19 protein-coding genes and 3 tRNA genes are annotated in these 21073 nt (G+C 73.2%); 15 read left to right on the top strand and 7 right to left on the bottom strand.

What is annotated here, in order from left to right; all coding sequences use genetic code 11:
• Nucleotides 1-25: 25 nt before the first annotated feature.
• Nucleotides 26-796 (top strand): fumarylacetoacetate hydrolase family protein, encoded by a 771-nt coding sequence (locus tag CNX65_RS29570; protein WP_096498066.1) that lies wholly within the window; start codon nucleotides 26-28, stop codon nucleotides 794-796.
• Between the two features lie 225 nt (nucleotides 797-1021).
• Here the strand turns inward: CNX65_RS29570 and CNX65_RS29565 are convergent, their stop codons facing one another.
• Complete coding sequence (locus CNX65_RS29565; protein WP_096496670.1) at nucleotides 1022-2254, bottom strand: FAD-dependent oxidoreductase; 1233 nt, start codon at nucleotides 2252-2254, stop codon at nucleotides 1022-1024.
• 88 nt (nucleotides 2255-2342) lie between these two features.
• Between CNX65_RS29565 and gltX the strand changes: the two genes are divergently transcribed.
• The 5 genes from gltX to CNX65_RS29540 all read left to right on the top strand — a co-directional run bounded on the left by gltX (nucleotide 2343) and on the right by CNX65_RS29540 (nucleotide 5120).
• Complete coding sequence (gene gltX / locus CNX65_RS29560; protein WP_096496669.1) at nucleotides 2343-3833, top strand: glutamate--tRNA ligase; 1491 nt, start codon at nucleotides 2343-2345, stop codon at nucleotides 3831-3833.
• Nucleotides 3834-3991: 158 nt separating this feature from the next.
• Entirely contained in the window at nucleotides 3992-4675 is a 684-nt protein-coding gene (locus CNX65_RS29555) for an HAD family hydrolase (protein WP_096496668.1), read from the top strand.
• Between the two features lie 103 nt (nucleotides 4676-4778).
• Nucleotides 4779-4850: transfer RNA gene (locus CNX65_RS29550), tRNA-Gln, on the top strand.
• Nucleotides 4851-4910: 60 nt separating this feature from the next.
• Nucleotides 4911-4983: transfer RNA gene (locus tag CNX65_RS29545), tRNA-Glu, on the top strand.
• A gap of 64 nt (nucleotides 4984-5047) precedes the next feature.
• Nucleotides 5048-5120, top strand: a tRNA-Glu gene (locus tag CNX65_RS29540).
• Nucleotides 5121-5490: 370 nt separating this feature from the next.
• Here the strand turns inward: CNX65_RS29540 and CNX65_RS29535 are convergent.
• Nucleotides 5491-6192 (bottom strand): IclR family transcriptional regulator, encoded by a 702-nt coding sequence (locus CNX65_RS29535; RefSeq protein WP_015804699.1) that lies wholly within the window; start codon nucleotides 6190-6192, stop codon nucleotides 5491-5493.
• A 78-nt stretch (nucleotides 6193-6270) separates the two neighbouring features.
• On the opposite strand from CNX65_RS29535, the gene leuC reads away from it, so the two are divergent.
• The 3 genes from leuC (at nucleotide 6271) to CNX65_RS29520 (ending at nucleotide 9371) form a co-directional block, all read left to right on the top strand.
• Nucleotides 6271-7674, top strand: a complete 1404-nt coding sequence (leuC, locus tag CNX65_RS29530; RefSeq protein ID WP_096496667.1) for a 3-isopropylmalate dehydratase large subunit — start codon at nucleotides 6271-6273, stop codon at nucleotides 7672-7674.
• Between the two features lie 14 nt (nucleotides 7675-7688).
• Nucleotides 7689-8291, top strand: coding sequence for a 3-isopropylmalate dehydratase small subunit (leuD, locus tag CNX65_RS29525; RefSeq protein WP_096496666.1), 603 nt, complete (start codon nucleotides 7689-7691; stop codon nucleotides 8289-8291).
• Between the two features lie 207 nt (nucleotides 8292-8498).
• Nucleotides 8499-9371, top strand: coding sequence for an HU family DNA-binding protein (locus tag CNX65_RS29520; protein WP_096496665.1), 873 nt, complete (start codon nucleotides 8499-8501; stop codon nucleotides 9369-9371).
• Nucleotides 9372-11207: 1836 nt separating this feature from the next.
• Here the strand turns inward: CNX65_RS29520 and CNX65_RS29515 are convergent.
• Genes CNX65_RS29515 through cofC form a run of 4 tightly spaced genes read right to left on the bottom strand, consistent with a single transcriptional unit; the run spans nucleotide 11208 to nucleotide 15428 of the window.
• Nucleotides 11208-12140 carry an NUDIX hydrolase gene (locus CNX65_RS29515; RefSeq protein ID WP_177154459.1) on the bottom strand — a complete coding sequence of 311 codons (933 nt, stop codon included), beginning with the start codon at nucleotides 12138-12140 and terminating at the stop codon, nucleotides 11208-11210.
• A 15-nt stretch (nucleotides 12141-12155) separates the two neighbouring features.
• Nucleotides 12156-14456 (bottom strand): RNA degradosome polyphosphate kinase, encoded by a 2301-nt coding sequence (locus CNX65_RS29510; RefSeq protein WP_177154436.1) that lies wholly within the window; start codon nucleotides 14454-14456, stop codon nucleotides 12156-12158.
• Between the two features lie 59 nt (nucleotides 14457-14515).
• Complete coding sequence (locus CNX65_RS29505) at nucleotides 14516-14785, bottom strand: hypothetical protein (RefSeq protein ID WP_157767897.1); 270 nt, start codon at nucleotides 14783-14785, stop codon at nucleotides 14516-14518.
• 28 nt (nucleotides 14786-14813) lie between these two features.
• Nucleotides 14814-15428 carry a 2-phospho-L-lactate guanylyltransferase gene (cofC, locus tag CNX65_RS29500; RefSeq protein WP_096496661.1) on the bottom strand — a complete coding sequence of 205 codons (615 nt, stop codon included), beginning with the start codon at nucleotides 15426-15428 and terminating at the stop codon, nucleotides 14814-14816.
• Nucleotides 15429-15509: 81 nt separating this feature from the next.
• Here cofC and CNX65_RS29495 point away from each other — a divergent pair, with 81 nt between their 5' ends.
• The 4 genes from CNX65_RS29495 to CNX65_RS29480 are packed head-to-tail and all read left to right on the top strand — an operon-like array spanning nucleotide 15510 to nucleotide 18854.
• On the top strand, nucleotides 15510-16211 hold the full coding sequence (locus CNX65_RS29495) for a lysophospholipid acyltransferase family protein (protein WP_096496660.1): 702 nt from the start codon (nucleotides 15510-15512) through the stop codon (nucleotides 16209-16211).
• Between the two features lies 1 nt (nucleotide 16212).
• Entirely contained in the window at nucleotides 16213-17214 is a 1002-nt protein-coding gene (locus CNX65_RS29490) for an NAD(P)H-dependent glycerol-3-phosphate dehydrogenase (protein ID WP_096496659.1), read from the top strand.
• Nucleotides 17214-18356, top strand: a complete 1143-nt coding sequence (locus CNX65_RS29485; RefSeq protein ID WP_096496658.1) for a cystathionine gamma-lyase — start codon at nucleotides 17214-17216, stop codon at nucleotides 18354-18356. The genes CNX65_RS29490 and CNX65_RS29485 overlap by 1 nt, the downstream gene beginning before the upstream one ends.
• 51 nt (nucleotides 18357-18407) lie before the next feature.
• Nucleotides 18408-18854: a COG3415 family protein gene (locus tag CNX65_RS29480; RefSeq protein ID WP_232520058.1), complete on the top strand. Its 447-nt coding sequence runs from the start codon at nucleotides 18408-18410 to the stop codon at nucleotides 18852-18854.
• Here CNX65_RS29480 and CNX65_RS29470 read toward each other — a convergent pair.
• Nucleotides 18851-19210 (bottom strand): hypothetical protein, encoded by a 360-nt coding sequence (locus CNX65_RS29470; protein ID WP_232520057.1) that lies wholly within the window; start codon nucleotides 19208-19210, stop codon nucleotides 18851-18853. The two genes, CNX65_RS29480 and CNX65_RS29470, sit on opposite strands and share 4 nt — an antisense overlap.
• A 543-nt stretch (nucleotides 19211-19753) precedes the next feature.
• Here CNX65_RS29470 and CNX65_RS29460 point away from each other — a divergent pair.
• Entirely contained in the window at nucleotides 19754-20599 is an 846-nt protein-coding gene (locus CNX65_RS29460; protein ID WP_096496656.1) for a DUF5753 domain-containing protein, read from the top strand.
• Entirely contained in the window at nucleotides 20589-20783 is a 195-nt protein-coding gene (locus CNX65_RS29455; RefSeq protein ID WP_198320567.1) for a DUF397 domain-containing protein, read from the top strand. The genes CNX65_RS29460 and CNX65_RS29455 overlap by 11 nt, the downstream gene beginning before the upstream one ends.
• Nucleotides 20784-21073 lie beyond the last annotated feature (290 nt).

Raw genomic sequence — 21073 nt, 5'->3', positions numbered from 1 at the left:
CCCACCGCCGGTTAGGGTGAACTCCGTGCGCATCGCCCGTATCGCCCAGCCAGACGGTCTCGCCTTCGCCGCCATCGAGGGGGAGGGCGACGACCTGGTCGCGGCTGAGATCGCCGACGAGCCGTTCGGCAAGCCGACCTTCACCGGTCGCCGCTGGCCGCTGGCCGACGTCCGCCTGCTGGCCCCCTTCCTCCCGCCCAAGATCGTCTGCGTCGGCCGCAACTACGCCGACCACGCCGCCGAGCTGGGCAACGAGGTCCCGGCCGAGCCGCTGATCTTCCTCAAGCCCAACACCACCGTCGTCGGCCCGAACGCCGAGATCCGCCTCCCGGCCGCCTCCGAGCGCGTCGAGTTCGAGGGCGAGCTGGCCGTGGTCATCGGCGTCGGCGGCCGGGACATCCCGGTCGAGCGCGCCATGGGCTCGGTCCTCGGCTACACCATCGCCAACGACGTCACCGCCCGCGACATCCAGCGCTCCGAGGTGCAGTTCACCCGCGCCAAGAGCTACGACACGTTCTGCCCGCTGGGCCCGTGGGTGGAGACCGAGTTCGACCCCACCGACGTCGCGATCCGCACCGAGCTGGACGGCGAGGTGAAGCAGGACGGCCGCACCTCCCAGCTGGTGCACGACATCCCGGCGCTGATCTCGTTCATCTCCACGGTGATGACCCTGCGCCCGCTGGACGTCATCCTCACCGGCACCCCGGCGGGCGTCGGCCCGATGCGGCCGGGGCAGCGCGTCTCGGTGACCATCGACGGCCTCGGCACGCTCACCAACACCGCCGCCGCGCGCTGACCCCCTGTCACCGAGCGGAAAAGGGGAACGCCCCCGGTCCACTCCGGACCGGGGGCGCTCCCGTCCCCGGAGCCGCACCAGTGCGGTTCCGGCCGTCCGCCCGCGCGCCGCGAGAACCCTTGCGGCGCACCAAATCCCGCCGCCGCGCCCGAACCGCGCCCCGCGCGCGGCACCCGCTCGGCCGCACCGGACTTCACCCGAGCGCGCGGAAACCCGCGGCGCGCCTCACCGCGCTGGCGCGGGCGAGCGCCTCGCGAACCCCGGCGTCGGCTCCGGCCGCAGCCCGATCGACACCAGGTAGGCCGGAACCGCCTGCAGCACCGGGAACCGCTGCGCCACCCGCAGCGGGAGCGGCACCCGCGCCGGGCGCTCCGACGCCCCCGGCTCCCGCATCACCGCCCGCTGCAGCACCCGCTGCGCCGCCTGCGTCGCCGCCGTCGCGAACAACCGCCGCCTGCGCAACCGCCTCAGCACGTCCGGCGTCACCGCCCCGCGCAGCGCGGGCCCGGCCAGCAACCGCGCCGCCGCCACCGCGTCCTGGATCGCCAGGTTGATCCCCACCCCGCCCACCGGCGACATGGCGTGCGCGGCGTCCCCGACGCACAGCAGCCCGTCCCGGTGCCAGGTGCGCAGCCGGTTCTGCCGCACGTCCAGCAGCTTCACGTCGTCCAGCGACGCGATCTCCCCGACCCGGTCGGCCAGCGCGGGCATCAGCGCGGCCACCCGCCCCCGGAACCGCTCGACCCCCTCGGCCCGCAGCCGCGCGTCCGTCCCCTTGCGGATCAGGAACGCGCACTGGAAGTAGCCCGTGCGCGGGATCGCCACCAGCGCCTCGCCGCGCCCGAACCGCCCCAGCACCTCGCCGAGCTCGTCCCCCTCGCGCACGGGCACCCGGAACCACCACACGTCCATCGGCGCGCCGAACGACCGCACCGCCAACCCGGCCTCCGCCCGCACGCGCGAGGTCCGCCCGTCCGCCGCCACGACCACGTCCGCGCCCAGCGAGACCTCGCCCCCCGGCGTCCGGTACCGCACCCCGGTGACCTTCGAGCCCTCCCGGAGCAACCCGGTCACCTCGGCGTTCATCACCAGCGTGAACGCGGGCTCCGCGCGCCCGGCGCGCGCCAGCAGCTCCAGCAGGTCCCACTGCGGCACGAACCCGATCCGCTTGTGCCTGCCGGGCAACCGCCGCATGTCCGCGACCGTCGCCGCCCCGCCGGGCGCCACCACCCGCATCCGCTCCACGTACCGGGGCGGGATCGCGTCGAACGCGGGCCCGAGCCCGAGGTCGTCGAGCAGCCCGAGCGTGGACGCGTGCACGGTGTCGCCCCGGAAGTCCCGCAGGAAGTCCCCGTGCTTCTCCAGCACGGTCACCCGCACGCCCGCCCTGGCGAGCAGCAGGCCCAGCACCATCCCGGCGGGGCCGCCGCCCGCGATGGCGATCGAGGTCCTGGTCATGACGCCACACCCCTTTTCAACACCAGTTGAATAACCCCAGGATGCTCCCCGGCCGGAACCCGGTCAAGGGGGATACGCTCACCCGGTCATGAGCACCGCATCCGCACCCCAAGAGGTCCGCGTCCGCTTCTCGCCGTCGCCGACCGGCACGCCCCACGTTGGGCTCATCCGCACCGCGCTGTTCAACTGGGCCTACGCCCGGCACACCGGTGGCAAAGTCGTCTTCCGCATCGAGGACACCGACGCCGCGCGCGACTCCGAGGAGTCCTACCTCGCGCTGCTCGACGCGATGCGGTGGCTCGGCCTCGACTGGGACGAGGGTCCCGAGGTCGGCGGCCCGCACGAGCCGTACCGGCAGAGCCAGCGCCGCGAGATCTACGCCGACATCGCCCGCAGGCTCCTCGAAGCGGGCGAGCTCTACGAGTCCTTCACCACCCCCGACGAGGTCGAGGCCCGCCGCCGCGCCGCGGGCCAGGACCCGAAGCTCGGCTACGACGGCTTCGACCGCGACCTGACCGACGAGCAGAAGGCCGCCTACCGCGAGCAGGGGCGCGAGCCCGTGCTGCGCCTGCGGATGCCCGACGAGGACCTGTCCTGGACCGACCTCGTCCGGGGCGAGATCACCTTCAAGGCGGGCACCACGCCCGACCCCGTCCTGGTGCGCGCCAACGGCGACCCGCTGTACCCCTTCACCAACCCCGTCGACGACGCCCTCATGGGCATCACGCACGTCCTGCGCGGCGAGGACCTCCTCCCGTCCACCCCGCGCCAGATCGGGCTCTACCGCGCCCTCCAGCGCATCGGCGTCACCACGTTCACCCCGCTCTTCGGCCACATGCCCTACGTCATGGGCGAGGGCAACAAGAAGCTGTCCAAGCGCGACCCGCAGTCCAACCTGTTCCTGTACCGCGACCGCGGGTTCCTCCCCGAGGGCCTGCTGAACTACCTCGCGCTGCTCGGCTGGTCCATCGCGGACGACCGCGACATCTTCACCACGCAGGAGCTCGTCGCCGCCTTCGACATCGCGAAGGTCAGCGCCAACCCGGCCCGCTTCGACCTCAAGAAGGCCGAGGCGATCAACGCCACGCACCTGCGCGCGCTCCCCGTCGAGGAGTTCGTCAGCCGCTCGCTGCCGCACCTCGTCGCGGACGGCGTCCTCCCGGCGGAGCCCGCCGAGGCCGACCTGGCCGTGCTGCGCGGGGTCGCGCCGCTCGTGCAGGAGCGCCTCGTCGTGCTGTCCGAGGTCTCCGGCATGGTGCGCTTCCTGTTCACCGCCGACGACGTGTTCACGCCCGAGGAGGACTCGGCGGCCAAGGCGCTCGGCGCCGACGCCAAGCCGGTGCTGGAGGCCGCCGTCGCCGCGCTGGAGGCGACGGCGGAGTGGAACGCCGCGAGCATCGAGGAAGCGCTCAAGGCGTCCCTTGTGGACGGTCTGGGACTTAAGCCCCGCAAGGCTTACGCTCCGGTGCGCGTCGGCGTCACCGGCCGCACGGTGTCCCCGCCGCTCTACGAGTCCATGGAGCTGCTCGGCCGTGATCGCTCGATCGGGCGATTGCGAAAGGCGCTCGGCGCAAGCTGATCGGGGCGACTGGGCGATTCGACAGGGCTTGATCGCGCAAGACCGCGCAGATATCACCTCACTGGTCGAATCGCCCAGGGGGCATACCCACCTAGCCTCTCAGGGTGACAACCACAGCCCCGACTCACACCCCTAGGAGAACCGGCGCGGTCCGCGCGGTGTGCCTGGACGTCGACGACACCCTCGTCGACTACAGCACCTCGTCCAGGGCGGCGCTGGCCTCGATGGTCGGCAGCGACGACACCTTCCCGCTGTGGCAGCGCATCACCGACGACCACTGCGCCCGGATGCTCACCGGCGAGTTCGAGTACTCGACCATGCGCAACATCAGGACCCGCGCGTTCTTCGCCGCGCTCGGCGAGGAGCTCGACGAGCACGAGGCCACCAGGCGGGAACTGGGGCGGCAGGAGGCGCTGGCGGGAAGCTGGCGCCTCTACCCCGACGTCGTCCCCTGCCTCGACTGGCTCCGGGCCGCGGGACTCCCGCTCGCGGCCGTCAGCAACGCCTCAGGGCGGCACCAGCGGGACAAGATCGCCGCGCTGGGCCTCGCCCAGTACTTCGACACCGTCCTCATCGCGGGCGAGGTCGGCGCGGCGAAACCGGACAGAGTGATCTTCGACACGGCCTGCGCGGGCCTGAACACCGCGCTGGCCGACACCGTCCACGTCGGCGACCGGCTGTACGCCGACGCCATCGGGGCGCGGGACGCCGGCATGCGCGGCGTCTGGCTCGACCGGGGCGGCCAGGGCGACGGGAGTCTGCCCCACGGCGTGTCCGCCATCCACAGTCTCGCTGAGCTGCCAGAACTGCTCGTCTGCGAGCTGGCGGGGACCCGTGTGTGAACCCCGATTTCCGTTCCGCCGGGTGTGTGGTCTAGTATTCATCTCGGCGGAACGGACAGCCCCTCCCGAGCAAGACCGGGGGGAAGCTGAAAGGGAAAGCCAATGGGGTATGGTGTAATTGGCAGCACGACTGATTCTGGTTCAGTTAGTCTAGGTTCGAGTCCTGGTACCCCAGCTGCGAGCGGTGAGAGCCGCGAGCATGGACGCAAGTCCACAGGATGCAGGTGAAAGTCCAGGCCCCGTCGTCTAGCGGCCTAGGACGCCGCCCTCTCAAGGCGGTAGCGTGGGTTCGAATCCCATCGGGGCTACGAGTGGTTATCCGAGTTCGCTTGGAACAATCGCTGGTAATACAACTTCATGAGCTTGTTCTAGGGCCCCGTCGTCTAGCGGCCTAGGACGCCGCCCTCTCAAGGCGGTAGCGTGGGTTCGAATCCCATCGGGGCTACAGAGCTGGGAGAGCCGTGTCGATGGAGATCATCGACCACGGCTCTTTCGCATTTTCACCGGGGGCGCGGCCCCCGGGCCCCGCCCGGCGGGGCTTCGCCCCCCGGACCCCCTTCGAGGGTGGTCGCCTTGGGTGTGACCGGGTTCCCCTGCGGGTGGTCGTCTCGGGGTGAGCGTTGTCACGGCTCGGGCTTCGCCCATTGGTTGGGGCTCGTGGTTCGTGCGTCGGCGTGTGTTTGTGGGGCGGGTCACCTTTGGGGTGGGGGCATTCTTTTTTGGGGCTTTTCACTCGGTGGTGAGTGGGGTCACTTTTTTGTCTGGGACGTAGGAAGGCCCCCGGAGTTCGAGCTCCGGGGGCCTTGTGCGTTGGGTTACAGGCGGCTTTGGAGGGCCTCTGCTGCGGCCAGGAGGTCCGCGGCCCACCTGGCGCCTGGGCGGCGGCCCATGCGGTCGATGGGGCCTGAGACGGAGATGGCGGCCACCACGGTGCCGCTGCTGTCGCGGACGGGGGCGCTGACGCTCGCCACGCCCGGTTCGCGCTCGGCGACGCTCTGGGCCCAGCCTCGCCTGCGGACCTCCAGGAGGGTGCGCTCGCCGTAGACGGCGTCGGCGAGGATGGCGCGCTGGGTTCCGGGGTCGGACCAGGCGGCCAGGACCTTGGCGCCCGAGCCCGCGGTCATGGGGAGGCGCGCGCCCACCGGGACGGTGTCCCTGAGGCCGCTCGGGGGTTCCGCGGCGCTCACGCAGACGCGCTGCATCCCGTCGCGGCGGTAGAGCTGCACGCTCTCGCCGGTGATGTCGCGCAGGCGCGGCAGGACCGAGGTCGCCGCGTCGAGGAGCGGGTCGGTCGCGCCGCCCGCCAGTTCCGCCAGAGCCGCCCCTGGGCGCCAGCGGCCGTCCGAACCCCGGCGCAGCAGGCGGTGCACCTCCAAGCCCACCGCCAAGCGGTGCGCTGTCGCTCTCGGCAGACCCGTGCGGTTGCACAACTCCGCGAGGCCGCACGGATCTTTTGCCACGGCGTTCAACACGGCCACTGCCTTGTCCAGGACGCCGATCCCGCTATGCTGTCCCACAAGCCGATACTAACTTCCCATTGATTGGGAAGTCCAGAGCTGTCTTCTTGTTGCTCGCCCTGGGAGTTTGGAGTTGAGATGAGCCGCACGCTCGCGGAGAAGGTGTGGGAGGCGCACGTCGTGCGCCACGGCAGCGGCGCTGAGCCCGACCTGCTCTACATCGACCTCCACCTGCTGCACGAGGTGACCAGTCCGCAGGCGTTCGACGGGCTTCGGCTGGCCGGTCGGCGGCTGCGCAGGCCCGACCTCACGATCGCCACCGAGGACCACAACGTGCCCACGGTGGACATCGAGCTGCCGATCGCCGACCCGGTGTCGCGCACGCAGGTGGAGACGTTGCGGCGCAACTGCGCGGAGTTCGGGGTGCGGCTGCACCCCATGGGCGACGCGGAGCAGGGGATCGTGCACGTGGTGGGACCGCAGCTCGGGCTGACCCAGCCGGGCATGACGGTCGTGTGCGGCGACAGCCACACGTCCACGCACGGCGCGTTCGGCGCGCTCGCGTTCGGCATCGGCACGTCCGAGGTCGAGCACGTGATGGCGACGCAGACGCTTCCCCTGCGCCCCTTCAAGACCATGGCGATCAACGTCGAGGGCACGCTCAAGCCCGGTGTCACGGCCAAGGACGTCATCCTCGCCGTCATCGCGAAGATCGGCACCGGCGGCGGCCAGGGGTACGTGCTGGAGTACCGGGGATCGGCGATCTCCGCGCTGTCCATGGAAGCCCGCATGACGGTCTGCAACATGTCGATCGAGGCGGGCGCGCGCGCCGGGATGATCGCGCCGGACCAGACGACGTTCGACTACATCAAGGGCCGCCCGCACGCGCCGTCCGGCGCCGACTGGGACGCCGCCGTCGAGTACTGGTCGACGCTCGCCACCGACGAGGGCGCGGAGTTCGACGCCGAGGTGACCCTCGACGCGGACGAGCTGACCCCGTTCGTCACGTGGGGCACCAACCCCGGCCAGGGCCTGCCGCTCGGCGCGTCCGTGCCGGACCCCGAGGCGATCGCGGACGAGAACGAGCGCGTGGCCGCCGAGAAGGCGCTGGCGTACATGGGGCTGGAGGCGGGCACGCCGCTGCGCGAGATCCGCGTGGACACGGTGTTCCTCGGCTCTTGCACGAACGGACGAATCGAGGACCTGCGCGCGGCGGCGGACGTGCTGCGCGGTCACCATGTCGCGGACGGCGTCCGGATGCTGGTCGTGCCCGGCTCGATGCGCGTGCGCGCGCAGGCCGAGACCGAGGGGCTGCACGAGGTGTTCCAGGCCGCGGGCGCGGAGTGGCGCCAGGCCGGGTGCTCGATGTGCCTGGGCATGAACCCGGACCAGCTGAAGCCGGGCGAGCGCAGCGCGTCCACCTCCAACCGCAACTTCGAGGGCAGGCAGGGCAAGGGCGGTCGCACGCACCTGGTGTCGCCGCTCGTCGCCGCCGCCACCGCCGTGCGCGGCACCCTGTCGTCCCCCGCCGACCTGGTCTGAGAAGAGGCAGAGCAATGGAAGCGTTCAGCACGCACACCGGCGTCGGGGTCCCGCTGCGCCGGTCCAACGTGGACACCGACCAGATCATCCCGGCGGTCTACCTGAAGCGGGTCACCCGCTCGGGCTTCGAGGACGGGCTGTTCGCCGCGTGGCGCGGCGACGAGCACTTCGTGCTCAACCAGGAGCCGTTCCGCGCGGGCAGCGTCCTGGTCGCCGGACCGGACTTCGGCACCGGCTCCTCCCGCGAGCACGCGGTGTGGGCGCTGATGGACTACGGCTTCCGGGTGGTGGTCTCGTCCCGCTTCGCCGACATCTTCCGGGGGAACTCGGGCAAGCAGGGCCTCGTCGCGGCGCAGTGCGAGCAGTCCGATGTCGAGCAGCTGTGGAAGGTCCTGGAGAACGAGCCGGGCGCCTCGGTCACCGTGGACCTGGAGCGGAAGACGGTGTCGGCGAAGGACTTCACGGCCCCCTTCGACATCGACGACTACACCCGCTGGCGGTTGCTGGAGGGATTGGACGACATCGCGTTGACGCTGCGGCACTCCGACTCCATCGCGGAGTTCGAGTCCACCCGAGCCGCTTGGCTGCCGGACACCGGGGTGCGGCCCGCGAGCTAGCGAACGGGGCGCGATTCCCCCTCCCCCAGGGGGAATCGCTCCCTCGGACGCACCCCTCCGGACGCCTCCCCTGTCCCTCAACAGGGCGCAATTGCCCGCCCCGCAACGAAAATATTGGCGTGGCGATTGGTATTTCCTTGCATATGGGCTTACCGTGGCCTTCAGTCGGCCCGACTAGGGCCGTGAGCGTCCTGGGAGGGACTGAAGGTGAACAAGGCCCAGCTCATCGAGGCGCTCGCCGAGCGCCTTGGCGACAAGAAGAACGCAGCCGCCGCCGTTGACGGCATCGTCGATGTCATCGTCCGGAGCGTCCACAAGGGCGAGAAGGTCAACATCACGGGCTTCGGCGTCTTCGAGAAGCGCGCTCGCGCGGCACGCACGGCGCGGAACCCGCGCACCGGTGAGACCGTGAAGGTCAAGAAGACCAACGTTCCCGCGTTCCGCGCGGGTTCGACGTTCAAGGACGTCATCAGCGGGGCCAAGAAGCTGCCCCGCGTCACGGCCGCCAAGCCCGCCGCGACCGCCACCGCCGCGAAGGCGACGACGACCGCCGCGAAGCCCGCCACGACCGCCACCAAGGCGCCCGCGGCCAAGGCGACCACCACGCGGACCGCGCGCAGCACCACCACGCGCGCCGCCGCCGCGACGAAGGCGCCCGCCCGTCGCACCGCCACCGCTGCCGCGAAGACCTCCGCCACCACGGCGAAGGCCGCCCCGGCCGCCAAGACCGCCGCCGCGAAGGCGCCCGCCACCAAGGCTGCCGCCACCAAGGCGGCGCCGAAGACGGCGACCACCGCCAAGCGGACGACCACGGCGAAGACGGCCGCCACCAAGGCCGCGTCCACCTCCGCCACCGCGACCAAGCCCGCCGCGACCAAGCCCGTCGCGGCCAAGGCCGCCCCGGCCAAGGCCACCGCGACCAAGGCGGCTTCCACCAAGACGGCCGCGGCTGCCAAGACGGCTGCTCCGGCCGCCGCCGCGACCACCGAGAAGCCGGCTGCGAAGGCCACCCCGGCCGCCAAGACGTCCGCCGCGAAGCGCACCACCACGCGGAAGACCGCCACGGCCGCCAAGAAGTGAGCCGCGCCCGTTCCGCGGCCCTGGTGCGGCGGAGCGGGCCGGTTCCTCCCGCGTGGAGCGGGAGGACCGCGAGCGCCCCGCCGAGGCGGTGCTCGGACCGGTGGCCTGTCGCGTCAGACGACCGGACCGGGACCGCGCGGGGATGCGCCGTTGGGAAGCCCTGGGAGCCAACGCGAGGCTGCCGGGGCTTGCCGCTGCCGGGAGCGCGGACGCGCCTGGCGCGACGACCGGGCCGGGGGACCGGCGAGGACGTCGCGGGAGGTGGGGACGTGCGAGCGGCGGCCCGCGCGGACGGCGGGGGAACCCGCTGAGACGCGCGGGTGTTCCGGAAACCGAGGGGCCGAAGGCGGGCCGCCGAGGGGACCGGAGGTGCTTTCCACAACTGGATTCGCGGTGCAGCGGAGCCCCGGAGGCCAACGGCCTGCCGGGGCTCGTCGCTGTCCGGGGGCGGGAGGCGGGGGGTGGGGGGATGGCGGGGCGCGCTCCTGGGCTGTTCCGGCCCCTGCGGCCAGCCCCGCACGCGAAGGTCTGCCCTGGCCGCCAGCCACCCCAGGCCGATCACCAGCCACCAGCCGCCCGAGGCCAGCCACCCGCCGCCAGCCGCCAGCAGCCCTAGGCCAGCTGCTAGCCGCCAACTGCCGCCGCCCGAGGTCAGCCGCCCGCCGCCCGCGACCAGCTGCCAGCCGCCGCAGGCCAACTGCCTGCCGCCCGCCGCTGGCCGCTCGCCGCTCGCCGCCAGTTGCCAGTTGCCCGCCGCCCCATGCCAGTTGCCCGCCGCCAACTGCCCGCCGCCTGGTGCCAACCGCCTGGTGCCTGGTGTGCGGGGCTGTTCGGGGATCTCGTGAGGCGGGTCGGGAACTCGGGTGCGGGTGCGGGGCTCGGTGCGGTTGCCGCGCTATCCGCCGAACGTGGCCCGCGGAGATCGTCCGCCGCGCGATCGGCCGCCCAGTGGCCCCAGGACGCCTCGAGAGCTCCGGGGTGGTGTGCCGAGTAGGGGTGTGGGCGCACTGGGCGCTGTGAGGCCGCTGAGCGCCTCCTGTGCTCCGGGCTCGGGCTTCCCGCGCTCCGACCCGCCTTCGCGCCTGCGCCTGCCCGCACCGGCTCTGCACATCGCGCCTGGACCGACCACGCCCATGTGCCCACGCCTGTCCACCTGCGCCCGGCGTGTCCTTCCGCCTGCCACCGTTCACCTGCGCCCGTCCACCCGAGCCCGGCTCCGGCCCCGTGCTCCGCCCCGCGCCCACCCGCCTTCGGCCTGCCCGCCCACCCGCCTTCGGGCTGGTCGGCGGCCCTCTTGGCGTGCCCGCGACCGCCGGTCCCGGCGGCCCGTGCGCGGTCGGCAGCGGTTCCCCGCAATTCCCGCAGCGCCCCGTTAAATGTTGATCATGCCTCTGACCTGCGTGAACGCTGCCGCCAACGATCCCGCCAACACCCTTTCCCCGGTGCCCGCCCCGAAGTCGCCGCGCTGTTCCGCAAAGGCGTCGCCGACGTGTTCCCGAGCCGTTGCCCGCGCGCGTTCCTGCGCGCCGCCCGGCTAAGCGCATCGGTTTGTCGAAGTGGCGCCGCCCACTCCCGCAGCGCTCTCGCGCCACTAACGGCCGAGTGGTCCGCGACTAACGACCGAGCGGCGTCCGGCTCAACCGGACCGCCGGTGCCCGCTTTTCCCCCGGCTGAAACCCCGACCCGATTGCCGGTCCCGCCCAACCGATTTCCCGCCGGGGTCGGGTGGAAAGCGCCACCCGACCCCTCATTCCGCCATCCGTGGAAAACCTGGCGTGCGCTCGGCGATTCCACCCCGCACTGTTGCGGGCGCCACACCGGCGCGACCCATTCGGCTCAGGAGAGCGGTTTGCCCAACGCCGTCGGCAGGTAGTGCGCGGCGGCCAGGCGCGGCCACCGGGACGCCGGGTCCGAAGTGGACCAGCCCGGCGCGCCCGGCCGGAACGACAGCACCCACGCGCTGCCCTTCTTGCTCGGCGTCCTGCCGCCCTCCAGCGCCACCCCGCCCAGCGCGGCCAGCGCCTCCACCAGGTCCGGGATCACCCCGCCCTGCGAGGACACCACCGGCACCCCGTCGTCCTCCTCCAGCAGCCGCGCCACCCGCGCCAGCGCCGCGTCCCGGTCCGGCCAGTAGCCCTCCTCGGACAGCGCCGGTTCCGAGCGCACCGGCACGCCCAAATCGTCCGCCACCGCCCGCACGGTCTGCTCGCACCGCAACCTCGGCGCCGCGTGCACCCGCGAGGCGCCCCACAGCGGCAGCACCCCGCGCAGCGCCTCCGCCTGCCGCCACCCCGCCGCGCTCAGCGGCCGGAGGTCGTCGTCACCGGACCAGTGCTCCCGCTTGCCCGCCTTGGCGTGCCGCACCAGCAGCAGCGTCCGCAACCCGCCCGGCAGCGCGGTGAACGCGGCCAGCACCGCCCGGTCCTCGTCCCGCGACACCAGCCCCGCCGCCTCGGCGGGCGAGAGCCAGCGCAGCTCGTCCACCTCCTCGTTGGGCGCGAACGAACCCGCGACCACGTCGGCCGCGTAGTAGTCCACGACCTTTGGCACGCCGTCCACCGCGTACCGGACGGCCCTCAGGTACGGGCCCAGCACCGCGCGGAACCCGGTCTCCTCGAAGACCTCCCGCACCGCCGCCGCGGGCGCCGCCTCACCCCGGTCCAGCTTCCCCTTGGGCAGCGACCAGTCGTCGTAGCGGGGCCGGTGCACCACCGCCACCAGGTCCCCGTCGCGCAGCACCGCGCCCGCCGCCCGGATCACCGGGCGCACCTCGTCAACCACGGCTCACCCCAGCGCGTCGTGCTTGCGGAGCAGTTCGGTCTGGTGGTCGCGCACCCGGCCGCCGTCGGCGGGGGACGCCTCCCACTCGCCGTCCGGCTGGAGCACCCAGCAGCGCGTGGTGGGCTCCAGCGCGGACTCCACCACCGCGTCCAGCTGCCCGGTCAGCCTCGGGTCGGTCACCCGCACCAGCACCTCGACCCTGCGGTCCAGGTTGCGGTGCATCATGTCCGCGCTGCCGATCCAGTGCTCGCCGCAGCCGGTGAAGTGGAACAGCCGCGAGTGCTCCAGGAACCGGCCGAGGATCGAGCGCACCCGGATGTTCTCGCTCAGCCCCGGCACGCCCGGCTTGAGCGCGCACACCCCGCGCACAATCACGTCCACCGGCACCCCGGCCATCGACGCCCGGTAGAGCGAGTCGACGACCTCCTCGTCCACGAGGGAGTTCACCTTGATCATCACACCGGACGGGCGGCCCGCCCGCGCGTGCTCGATCTCCCGGTCGATCCGCTCCACGATGCCGCGCCGCACGCCGTACGGGGCCACCATGAGCGTGCGGTAGTGGTCCTGCCTGGCGTAGCCGGTCAGCACGTTGAACAGGTCCGTCAGGTCCGAGCCGATCGTGGGCTCGGCGGTGAGGATGCCGACGTCCTCGTACAGCCGCGCGGTCTTCGGGTTGTAGTTGCCGGTGCCGATGTGGCAGTAGCGGCGGATCGTCGAGCCCTCCTGGCGCACCACCAGCGAGGTCTTGCAGTGCGTCTTGAGCCCCACCAGGCCGTAGACGACGTGCACGCCCGCCTTCTCCAGCGCCCGCGCCCACTTGATGTTCGCCTGCTCGTCGAAGCGCGCCTTGATCTCCACCAGCGCCACGACCTGCTTGCCCGCCTCGGCCGCGTCGATCAGCGCGTCCACGATCGGGGAGTCGCCGGAGGTGCGGTAGAGGGTCTGCTTGATGGCCAGCACGTGCGGGTCGGCGGCGGCCTGCTCGATGAAGCGCTGCACGCTCGTGGAGAACGAGTCGTACGGGTGGTGCACCAGCACGTCGCCCTCGCGCAGCGTCGCGAAGATGCTCTTGGGCGTCTCCCGCTCCACGAACGCCGGGTGCGTGGACGGCACGAACGGCCGGTCCTTGAGCTGCTTGCGGTCCAGGCCGTACAGCTGCCACAGGCACGACAGGTCCAGCAGACCGGGCACCTGCACGACGTCCTGCTCGTCGACCTCCATCTCGCGCAGCAGGCGCTCCAGCATGTGCTCGGTCATGTCGCCCGCGACCTCCAGCCGCACCGGCGGGCCGAACCGGCGGCGGGCCAGCTCCTTCTCCAGCGCCAGCAGCAGGTCCTCGTGCCGGTCCTCCTCGACCTCCAGGTCCGCGTTGCGCGTCACCCGGAAGGCGTGGCACTCCCGCACCGTCATGCCCGCGAACAGGTCGCCCAGGTGCGCGGCGATCAGCTCCTCGACGGGCAGGAACGTGGCGCTGGAGCTGGCGCGGTCGGACTCGACGCGGACCAGGCGCGGCACGTTGTCCGGCACCTTGATGCGGGCGAACCGGTCCATGCCGCCCTCGGGGTCCCGCACCATGACGGCCAGGTTCAGCGACAGGCCGGAGATGTACGGGAACGGGTGCGCCGCGTCCACCGCCAGCGGCGTGAGCACCGGGAACACCTGCTCGGTGAAGTAGTTCGACAGCCGCAGCCGCTCGAAGTCGGTGACCTGCGCCCAGGTCACGATGCTGATCGCGTGCTTCTCCAGCTCCGGGCCCACGTGGTCCAGGAACGCGCGCGCGTGCTGCTCCACCAGCTCCTGGGCGCGCTTGTAGATGGTGCCCAGCTGCTCGCTGGGGCTCAGGCCGTCGGCGCTGCGCACGGACAGCCCGGTCTCCTGGCGGCGCTTCAGCCCGGCGACCCTGACCATGTAGAACTCGTCCAGGTTCGAGGCGAAGATGGCCAGGAACTTGGCGCGCTCCAGCAGCGGCTGCGACGAGTCCTCGGCGAGCGCGAGCACGCGGGCGTTGAAGTCCAACCAGGACAGCTCGCGGTTGAAGTAGCGGTCGTCGGGCAGGTCGACCGTGGTGAGGTCGTTGGTCGCGGCGGGCGGCGAGCCGGGGATGATGCGCGGAGCGTCCGGCGGCGGGGCGACCTGCTGCACCGAGCTGCGCCGGGTCGCCGGGCGGGGCCGCCTGCGCGGGGCGGCCCCCGAGGCCGCCGAGCGGCTCGCGGCGGCGCCGGTGGTGGGACTCGTCCGCGCGGATCGTGTCCGCCGCTTCGGAGTCGGCTGCTGGTCGCTGTTCTCCGTGCTCACGCTCTGCATTGTTCCCCAGATGGGGGCCGCCCGCGCTGATCCGAGCCGTCCGGGAGGTGAACTCCGGGTCACACCGGGCGGAGCAGGGCGACGACGCGACCCGCCGCGTCCCGCCGCAGCGTCACCCGCTGACCGGGGCGCAGCGCCCGCCAGCCGCCCGCGCCGACGGCGGGGGAGGGGACGGGGACGAGGACGCCGTCGTCGCGCAGGACCTCGGCGGAGCCGTCGGGGAGGCTGCGGCTGACGGTGGCCTGCTCGGGGCGGGCCGCCGGGGTGGGTTCGGGGCGGGGTTCGGGGCGTTCGGGCGGCGGCGCGCCGGGCCCGGTCTGCTCTGGCACGGGCCGAAGGTAGCCCACCGCCCCCGCCTCACCCCGCGACCCGCACCCGCGCCCACGCCTGAGCGCTGCGCGCCCCCAGCCCGTACCCCGCCGCCAGCGCCAGGTCCTCCAGCGTGTCCACATCGCACCGCAGCGTCGGCCAGTCGCCCAGCAGCTCCCGAGCCCCGCCGTCCCGGTGCGCCGCCGCCGACGGGCCGCCGAACGCGGGCGCCAGGTCGCGCCCCGCCGCCGACAGCAGCAGCGTCGTCCCCGTGGCCTGCCGGTCCGCGCAGAACGCCCGCTCGCCCCCCGCCTCCACCACGGCCGCCCGCAGCTCCACCTCGCGCAGCGCGGGCAGGTCCGCCTGCAGCGCGCCCACCACCGACCGGGGATCGCGCCCCCGCAGCACCGACGCGCCGAAGCGCAGCGCCGGGTTCAACCCCTCCGGGCCCACCACCGTCTCCACCCCGGCCACCGCCAGCTCACCCGCGACCACCGGGTCCGCCGTCACCACCAGCACCGACCGCGCCACCCGCCGCGCCACACCCACCAGGTCCAGGGCGAACGCCAGCGCCAGCGCCCTCCGCCCGGTCCCCGCCTCCAACCGCGTCTTGGCCCGGTCGAGGCTCTTCACCGGCACCACCAGGTCGACGTCCGCTCGCACACCGCCATACTCCCCGATGCCCGCTGGACCCGGCGGCGCCCTCCGGGGAGCACCGGGGTCCGACGACCGAGAGGGGAGCAAGTGGCCAAGGAGAAGGGCGGCTTCTGGGTGGGGGTCGGCGCGACGATCCTCTACCCCGCAGGCGCGCTGCTGGCTGGCAGGCGCATCGAGGGACCGGGCCTGCCGCGCGAGGGCGGCGTCCTGCTCGTGATGAACCACGTGTCCCACCTGGACCCGGTGTACGACGCCGTCCTCGTCCACAAGCAGGGCAGGCTTCCGCACTTCCTGGCCAAGCACAGCCTGTGGAACATCCCCGCCGTGGGCGGGCTCCTGCGCGGCACCGGCCAGATCCCGGTCTACCGGGGCACCTCCGACGCCCAGCAGTCGCTGCGCGCCGCCCACGAGGCCCTGGACGCGGGCCAGGTGGTCGTCATCTACCCGGAGGGCACCATCACCCGCGACCCCGCGGGCTGGCCGATGCACTCCCGCACGGGCATCGCCCGCCTCGCGCTGGAGCACGACGTCCCGGTCATCCCGGCCGCCCGCTGGGGCACCAGGGACATCTACGACCACTACCGCAAGCGCTTCCGCCCGTTCCCGCGCAAGTCCGTGGTGACCCGGTTCGGCGACCCGGTCGACCTGGCCGGGTTCCGCGCCGGGCCGCACGACCTGCCGCAGCTGCGCCAGGTCACCGACCTGATCATGCACCAGGTCAAGGACCTGCTCGGCCAGGTCCGCGACGAGCAGGCGCCCGAGGGCTTCTACCACTCCAGGAAGGCCTGACGTGGACCGCGTCGCCGTGCTGGGCGCCGGGTCGTGGGGCACCGCGTTCGCGAAGGTGCTCGCCGACTCCGGCACCCCCACCGCGCTGTGGGCGCGCCGGGGCACGGTCGCCGACGAGATCACCACCAGCCGGGTCAACGCCGGGTACCTGCCGGGCGTGCGGCTGCCCGACAACCTCACCGCCACCGCGTCCGCCGAGCAGGCCCTGGACGGCGCGCGGGCCGTGGTGCTGGCCGTGCCCAGCCAGACCCTGCGCGAGAACCTGGCCGCGTGGCGACCCGCGCTGCCGCCGGACTCCACGCTGGTCAGCCTGGCCAAGGGCGTCGAGCTGGGCACGCTCAAGCGGATGAGCGAGGTGGTGCGCGAGGTCGCGGACGTGCCCGAGGACCGGGTCGCCGTGGTGTCCGGGCCGAACCTGGCGCGCGAGATCGGCGCCGAGCAGCCCACCGCGACGGTCATCGCCTGCACCGACCACGACCGGGCCGTCGAGCTCCAGCGCGCCTGCACGAACCCGTACTTCCGGCCGTACACCAACACCGACGTCGTCGGCTGCGAGCTGGGCGGGGCGTGCAAGAACGTCATCGCGCTGGCCTGCGGCATGGCCGCCGGGCTCGGGTTCGGCGACAACACGATGGCGTCCATCATCACCAGGGGCCTGGCGGAGACCGCCCGCCTCGGCGCCGCGCTGGGCGCCGACCCGCTCACCCTCGCGGGACTGGCCGGGCTCGGCGACCTGGTGGCCACCTGCGCGTCCCCGCTGTCGCGCAACCGCACGTTCGGGGAGAGGCTGGGGCGCGGCGACACGCTCGCGCAGGCCCAGGAGGCCGCGCACGGGCAGGTCGCCGAGGGCGTGAAGTCGTGCACGTCGATCCACGCGCTGGCCGCGCGGGTCGGCGTCGACATGCCCATCACCGACGGGGTGCGCCGGGTGTGCCACGACGGGCTGGACCCGAGGGTCCTGACCGCCGCGCTGCTCGGCCGCGAGACGAAGGCGGAGCGCTGATGGGCACACCTGGTGGCGCGGGGGAGTCGGGCACGGTCGGGTCCGGCGCTGCGGGGTCGGGCTCGGCGGGGTCGGGCTCGGCGGGGTGGGGCGACGGGACGCGGGTGGTGCACAGCGCCGCCGTCGCGCCGGGGGAGCCGTTCCTGGCCGGACCGGTCCTCGCCGCGCCCTACCGGCTGGGCGGCGACGACACCTACGGGCGCGCGCACAACCCGACGTGGCGCGCGCTGGAGACCGCGCTGGGCGGGCTCGACGGCGGCGAGTGCGTGCTGTTCCCGTCCGGCATGGCCGCGATCTCGGCGCTGCTGCGCACCGTCCTCGCGCCCGGCGACGTGCTCGTGGTGCCGTCCGACGGCTACTACCTGACCAGGGCGCTCGCCGCCGAGCTGCGGGTGGAGGTGCGCGAGGTCCCCACGGCCGGGCCGTACCCGTCGTTCGACGGCGTGCGGCTGGTGCTGCTGGAATCGCCGTCCAACCCCGGTCTGGACGTGTGCGACATCGCCGCGCTGACCGAGGCCGCGCACGCGTGCGGCGCGCTCGTCGCGGTCGACAACACCACGGCGACCCCGCTCGGGCAGCGACCGCTGGAGCTGGGCGCGGACGTCGTGGTGGCCAGCGACACCAAGGCGGTGGCCGGGCACAGCGACGTGCTGCTCGGGCACGTGACCGCGGCGGACCCCGCGCTCGCCGAGCGGATCAGGGCCGCGCGCACGACCGGCGGGGCCATCCCCGGCCCGTTCGAGACGTGGCTGGCGCACCGCGGGCTCGGGACGCTGGACCTGCGGCTGGAGCGGCAGGCGGCGAACGCGGCGGCGCTGCACGCGGCGCTGTCGGGGCACCCGGCGGTGACCGGCCTGCGCTGGCCGGGCGCGGCGGGCGACCCCGCGCACGAGGTCGCCGCGCGGCAGATGCGGCGGTTCGGCGGGGTGCTGGTGTTCGTGCTCGCCGACGAGGCCGCGGTGGCGCGGTTCCTGGAGCGGTCCGAGCTGGTCGCGGCCAGCACGAGCTTCGGCGGGCTGCACACCACCGCCGACCGGCGCGCGCAGTGGGGCGACCCGGTGCCCGAGGGGCTGATCCGGCTGTCCGCCGGGTGCGAGAGCACCGAGGACCTGGTCGCCGACGTGCTGAACGCGCTGGGGTGACGCGGGTCCTCCCGCTGGGGCGCGCATGGTCACGTGCGCGCCCCTAGCGCGGTGACCACACGCGTTCACCGGGAACGATCACGCCAGAGCCCGCACCGGCACGGCGTCAGCTTCCAGCGCACCCGGACCTGGAAGACCTCCACCGACCCCGCCTTCGACGCCGAGCTCGACCGCGTCGACGAGGTCCGCACCCGGTCTCCGAAGCGGTGTTTCGCCCTCGGCCAGTTCGGACCACTCGCGATCCGCCCGCACCACGGCTCCGGCTCGGCGCCGCGCAGGCGTCCCGACCGGCGGCCTGCGACCTACCGGCGCACCCGCGGCATCCGCTGCTTCCACGGCTGCTGCTCCGTCGGCGACGACCGGCTCCGGGGCGTCACCCCGACGTCCTCGACGCCCAACGCCGCCAACGGGCACGCGTCCGCAGCGAACGCCACCAACGCCGGGACCGACCACGGGCAGCCTGACCAACCCGGCGAACGTTCGCGGCCACCGCCCTAGGCGTTCCGGGAGCTGCTCGCGAGGTCCTGCGCGACGGCCCCGCCGCCCGCGTCCCCGTCCAGCCACACCAGGTGCGCGCGCAGGTTCTCGGCGGCGGCGAACCGGGCGTAGAGCGCGAGCGCGTGCTCGACGCTCCCGGAGCGGGTGTGGTGGCCGTCGTCCACGGCGGTGGTCTCGGCGCGGTCGGGGAACGCCAGGCCGTAGGCGGCGACCTCGCAGTCCTCCCGGTCGCCGATCTCGTAGACGACGGCGAACGGCCGGGGCGCCTGCTCCCGCGCCTCCTGCCCCATCCACCTCCGGAAGGCGGAGGCCGTGGCGGGTGTCTCGGGGCTGTCGGGGTGCTGGTTCTCGGACAACGGGTCACACCTTCCCAGTGCTGTCTGCCGTGCTTGGGTTATCGCTCTTCCGGGTGGTAATCAGCGGAATGGCTTCACCCGTCAGAGTGGGTTTTTCCGCATCGCGCGCCACCCGCACCGCGTAGCGGGGGAGGGCGGGGACCACCGCCCGCGCCGGGGCGCGGGGCGCCGCGACGTCGTGGCCCTGGTCCCATCGGCGCAGGTGGGCCGCGGACCTCGGGGCGGCGTGGCTCGGCCGGAAGGCGGACGCGCCCCCTGCTGCGACCGCCGCCGCGGCCTGCACGTCGAACGGACCCGCACCGCTCACCCGATCCTCCCCTCGTCGCGCGCCACCAGGCCCGATCTCCGCCCCGGCGACGCCCCCGCGCTATGGTGCGCGTGCACAACCTCTGTTGTGCACGCGCAGCCAGATGGCTGAGCACACTCTAATCTGGAAAATCCAGATCAGGGTCACGCGCACGAGTGATTCGCCACAGCCGGGAATCACTCTGAGTAGCGAGTCGGTGACGGAACCAGGACATCCGGTGGTGCACAATCACGGCCATGGAGGAGCGCGACCCCGGTCCGGTGGTGCAGCGGCTGATCTACGGAGTGCGGGCGCGGGAGTACCGCGAAGCCGTGAACCTGGAGCCGGGCCCCGCCAGCGAGAAGCTGGGCACCAAGCGAGCCGCCCTGTCGAAGTGCGAGGCGGGCTTGGTGGCGGACTCGGAGACCGCAACCGAGCGGAAGATCACCCTGTACGGGATCCTCGGCCCCGAGGCGGAGGAGTTCCGGAAGCTGAGCAAGGAGGCGAGAAGGCGGGCGGCGCCGGAGCGGGTGACCGACCACGCGCGGCAGTACGTCGCCCTGGAACGCGCGGCGACCGAGCTGCGCATGATCTACACCGAAGTGCCCGGAGCGCTGCAGACGGCCGCCTACGCGCGAACGCAGCTCGCGCACTCGCCGATCGTCCGGCAGAACGACCTCGCCAGCTGGGCGGAAGTGCGGGAGAAGCGGGGCGACCTCCTCGCGGACGAGATGGTCACGGCCACCGGCAAACCACGCCGGGTGTCGGTCATCCTCGGCGAGGAAGCCCTGCACCGCCTGGTGGGAGGTGGCGCGATCATGCGCGGCCAGCTCCGGCGACTGCTCGTGTTCGCGGACCTCCCGCACTTCTCCGTGCGGATCCTGCCCTTCAGCGCGGGCACCACCCCGGCGTTGAGCAGCCCGTTCACGCTGCTCTGGATCGAGCCCGCCAACGTGCACCTGGCCTATGTCGAGAGCATGGGCGGTGCGGACTACATCAAAACGACCGAACCGTACGTGATCGCCTACGACGACGCGCAGCGGCGGGCGCTGTCCGAGAGCGACAGCCGCGCACTACTAGAAAGTCGGGCCAATGAACTCTGAGATCCAGGTCACCGGGGCGTGGCGCAAGTCCGCCAGGAGCGGGAACGGCGCGCAGTGCGTCGAACTGCGCTGCACGTCCGAGGTCGCGCGCGAGGTCCGCGACAGCAAGGCCCCGCAGGCGGGCGAGCTGTCGTTCGGCGGCGCGGCCTGGCGTTCGTTCCTGTCCACCATCCAGCAGGGCTGACCCCTGATCGCCTCCCCCCCCGGCGGGCGCCGCCGGGGGGAGGCGATCTCACGCGGGATCTCGGCGCTGAGCGGGGTCTCGGTGTCCGCGTTCGTGCAGTAGTGCAAGACGGTCCCGGTCTTCGTCTCGTGGCCGGCCAGCCCCACCCGACCGCCACGTCCAGCACGCGGTCCAGTTCCTCCGGTGTGCCGGACGCGGGTGCGCGTCCTCCTGGGAGTGATCCCGCAGACGGTGAGGGCGCACCCCTCGGGAAGCAGGATCGGCGCCAGCGTGCCGCAGTTGTGCTCGCC

The organism is Actinosynnema pretiosum (genome assembly GCF_002354875.1).
Taxonomy (GTDB): Bacteria; Actinomycetota; Actinomycetes; order Mycobacteriales; family Pseudonocardiaceae; genus Actinosynnema; species Actinosynnema auranticum.
This window is presented reverse-complemented; position numbering and strand designations above follow the sequence as displayed.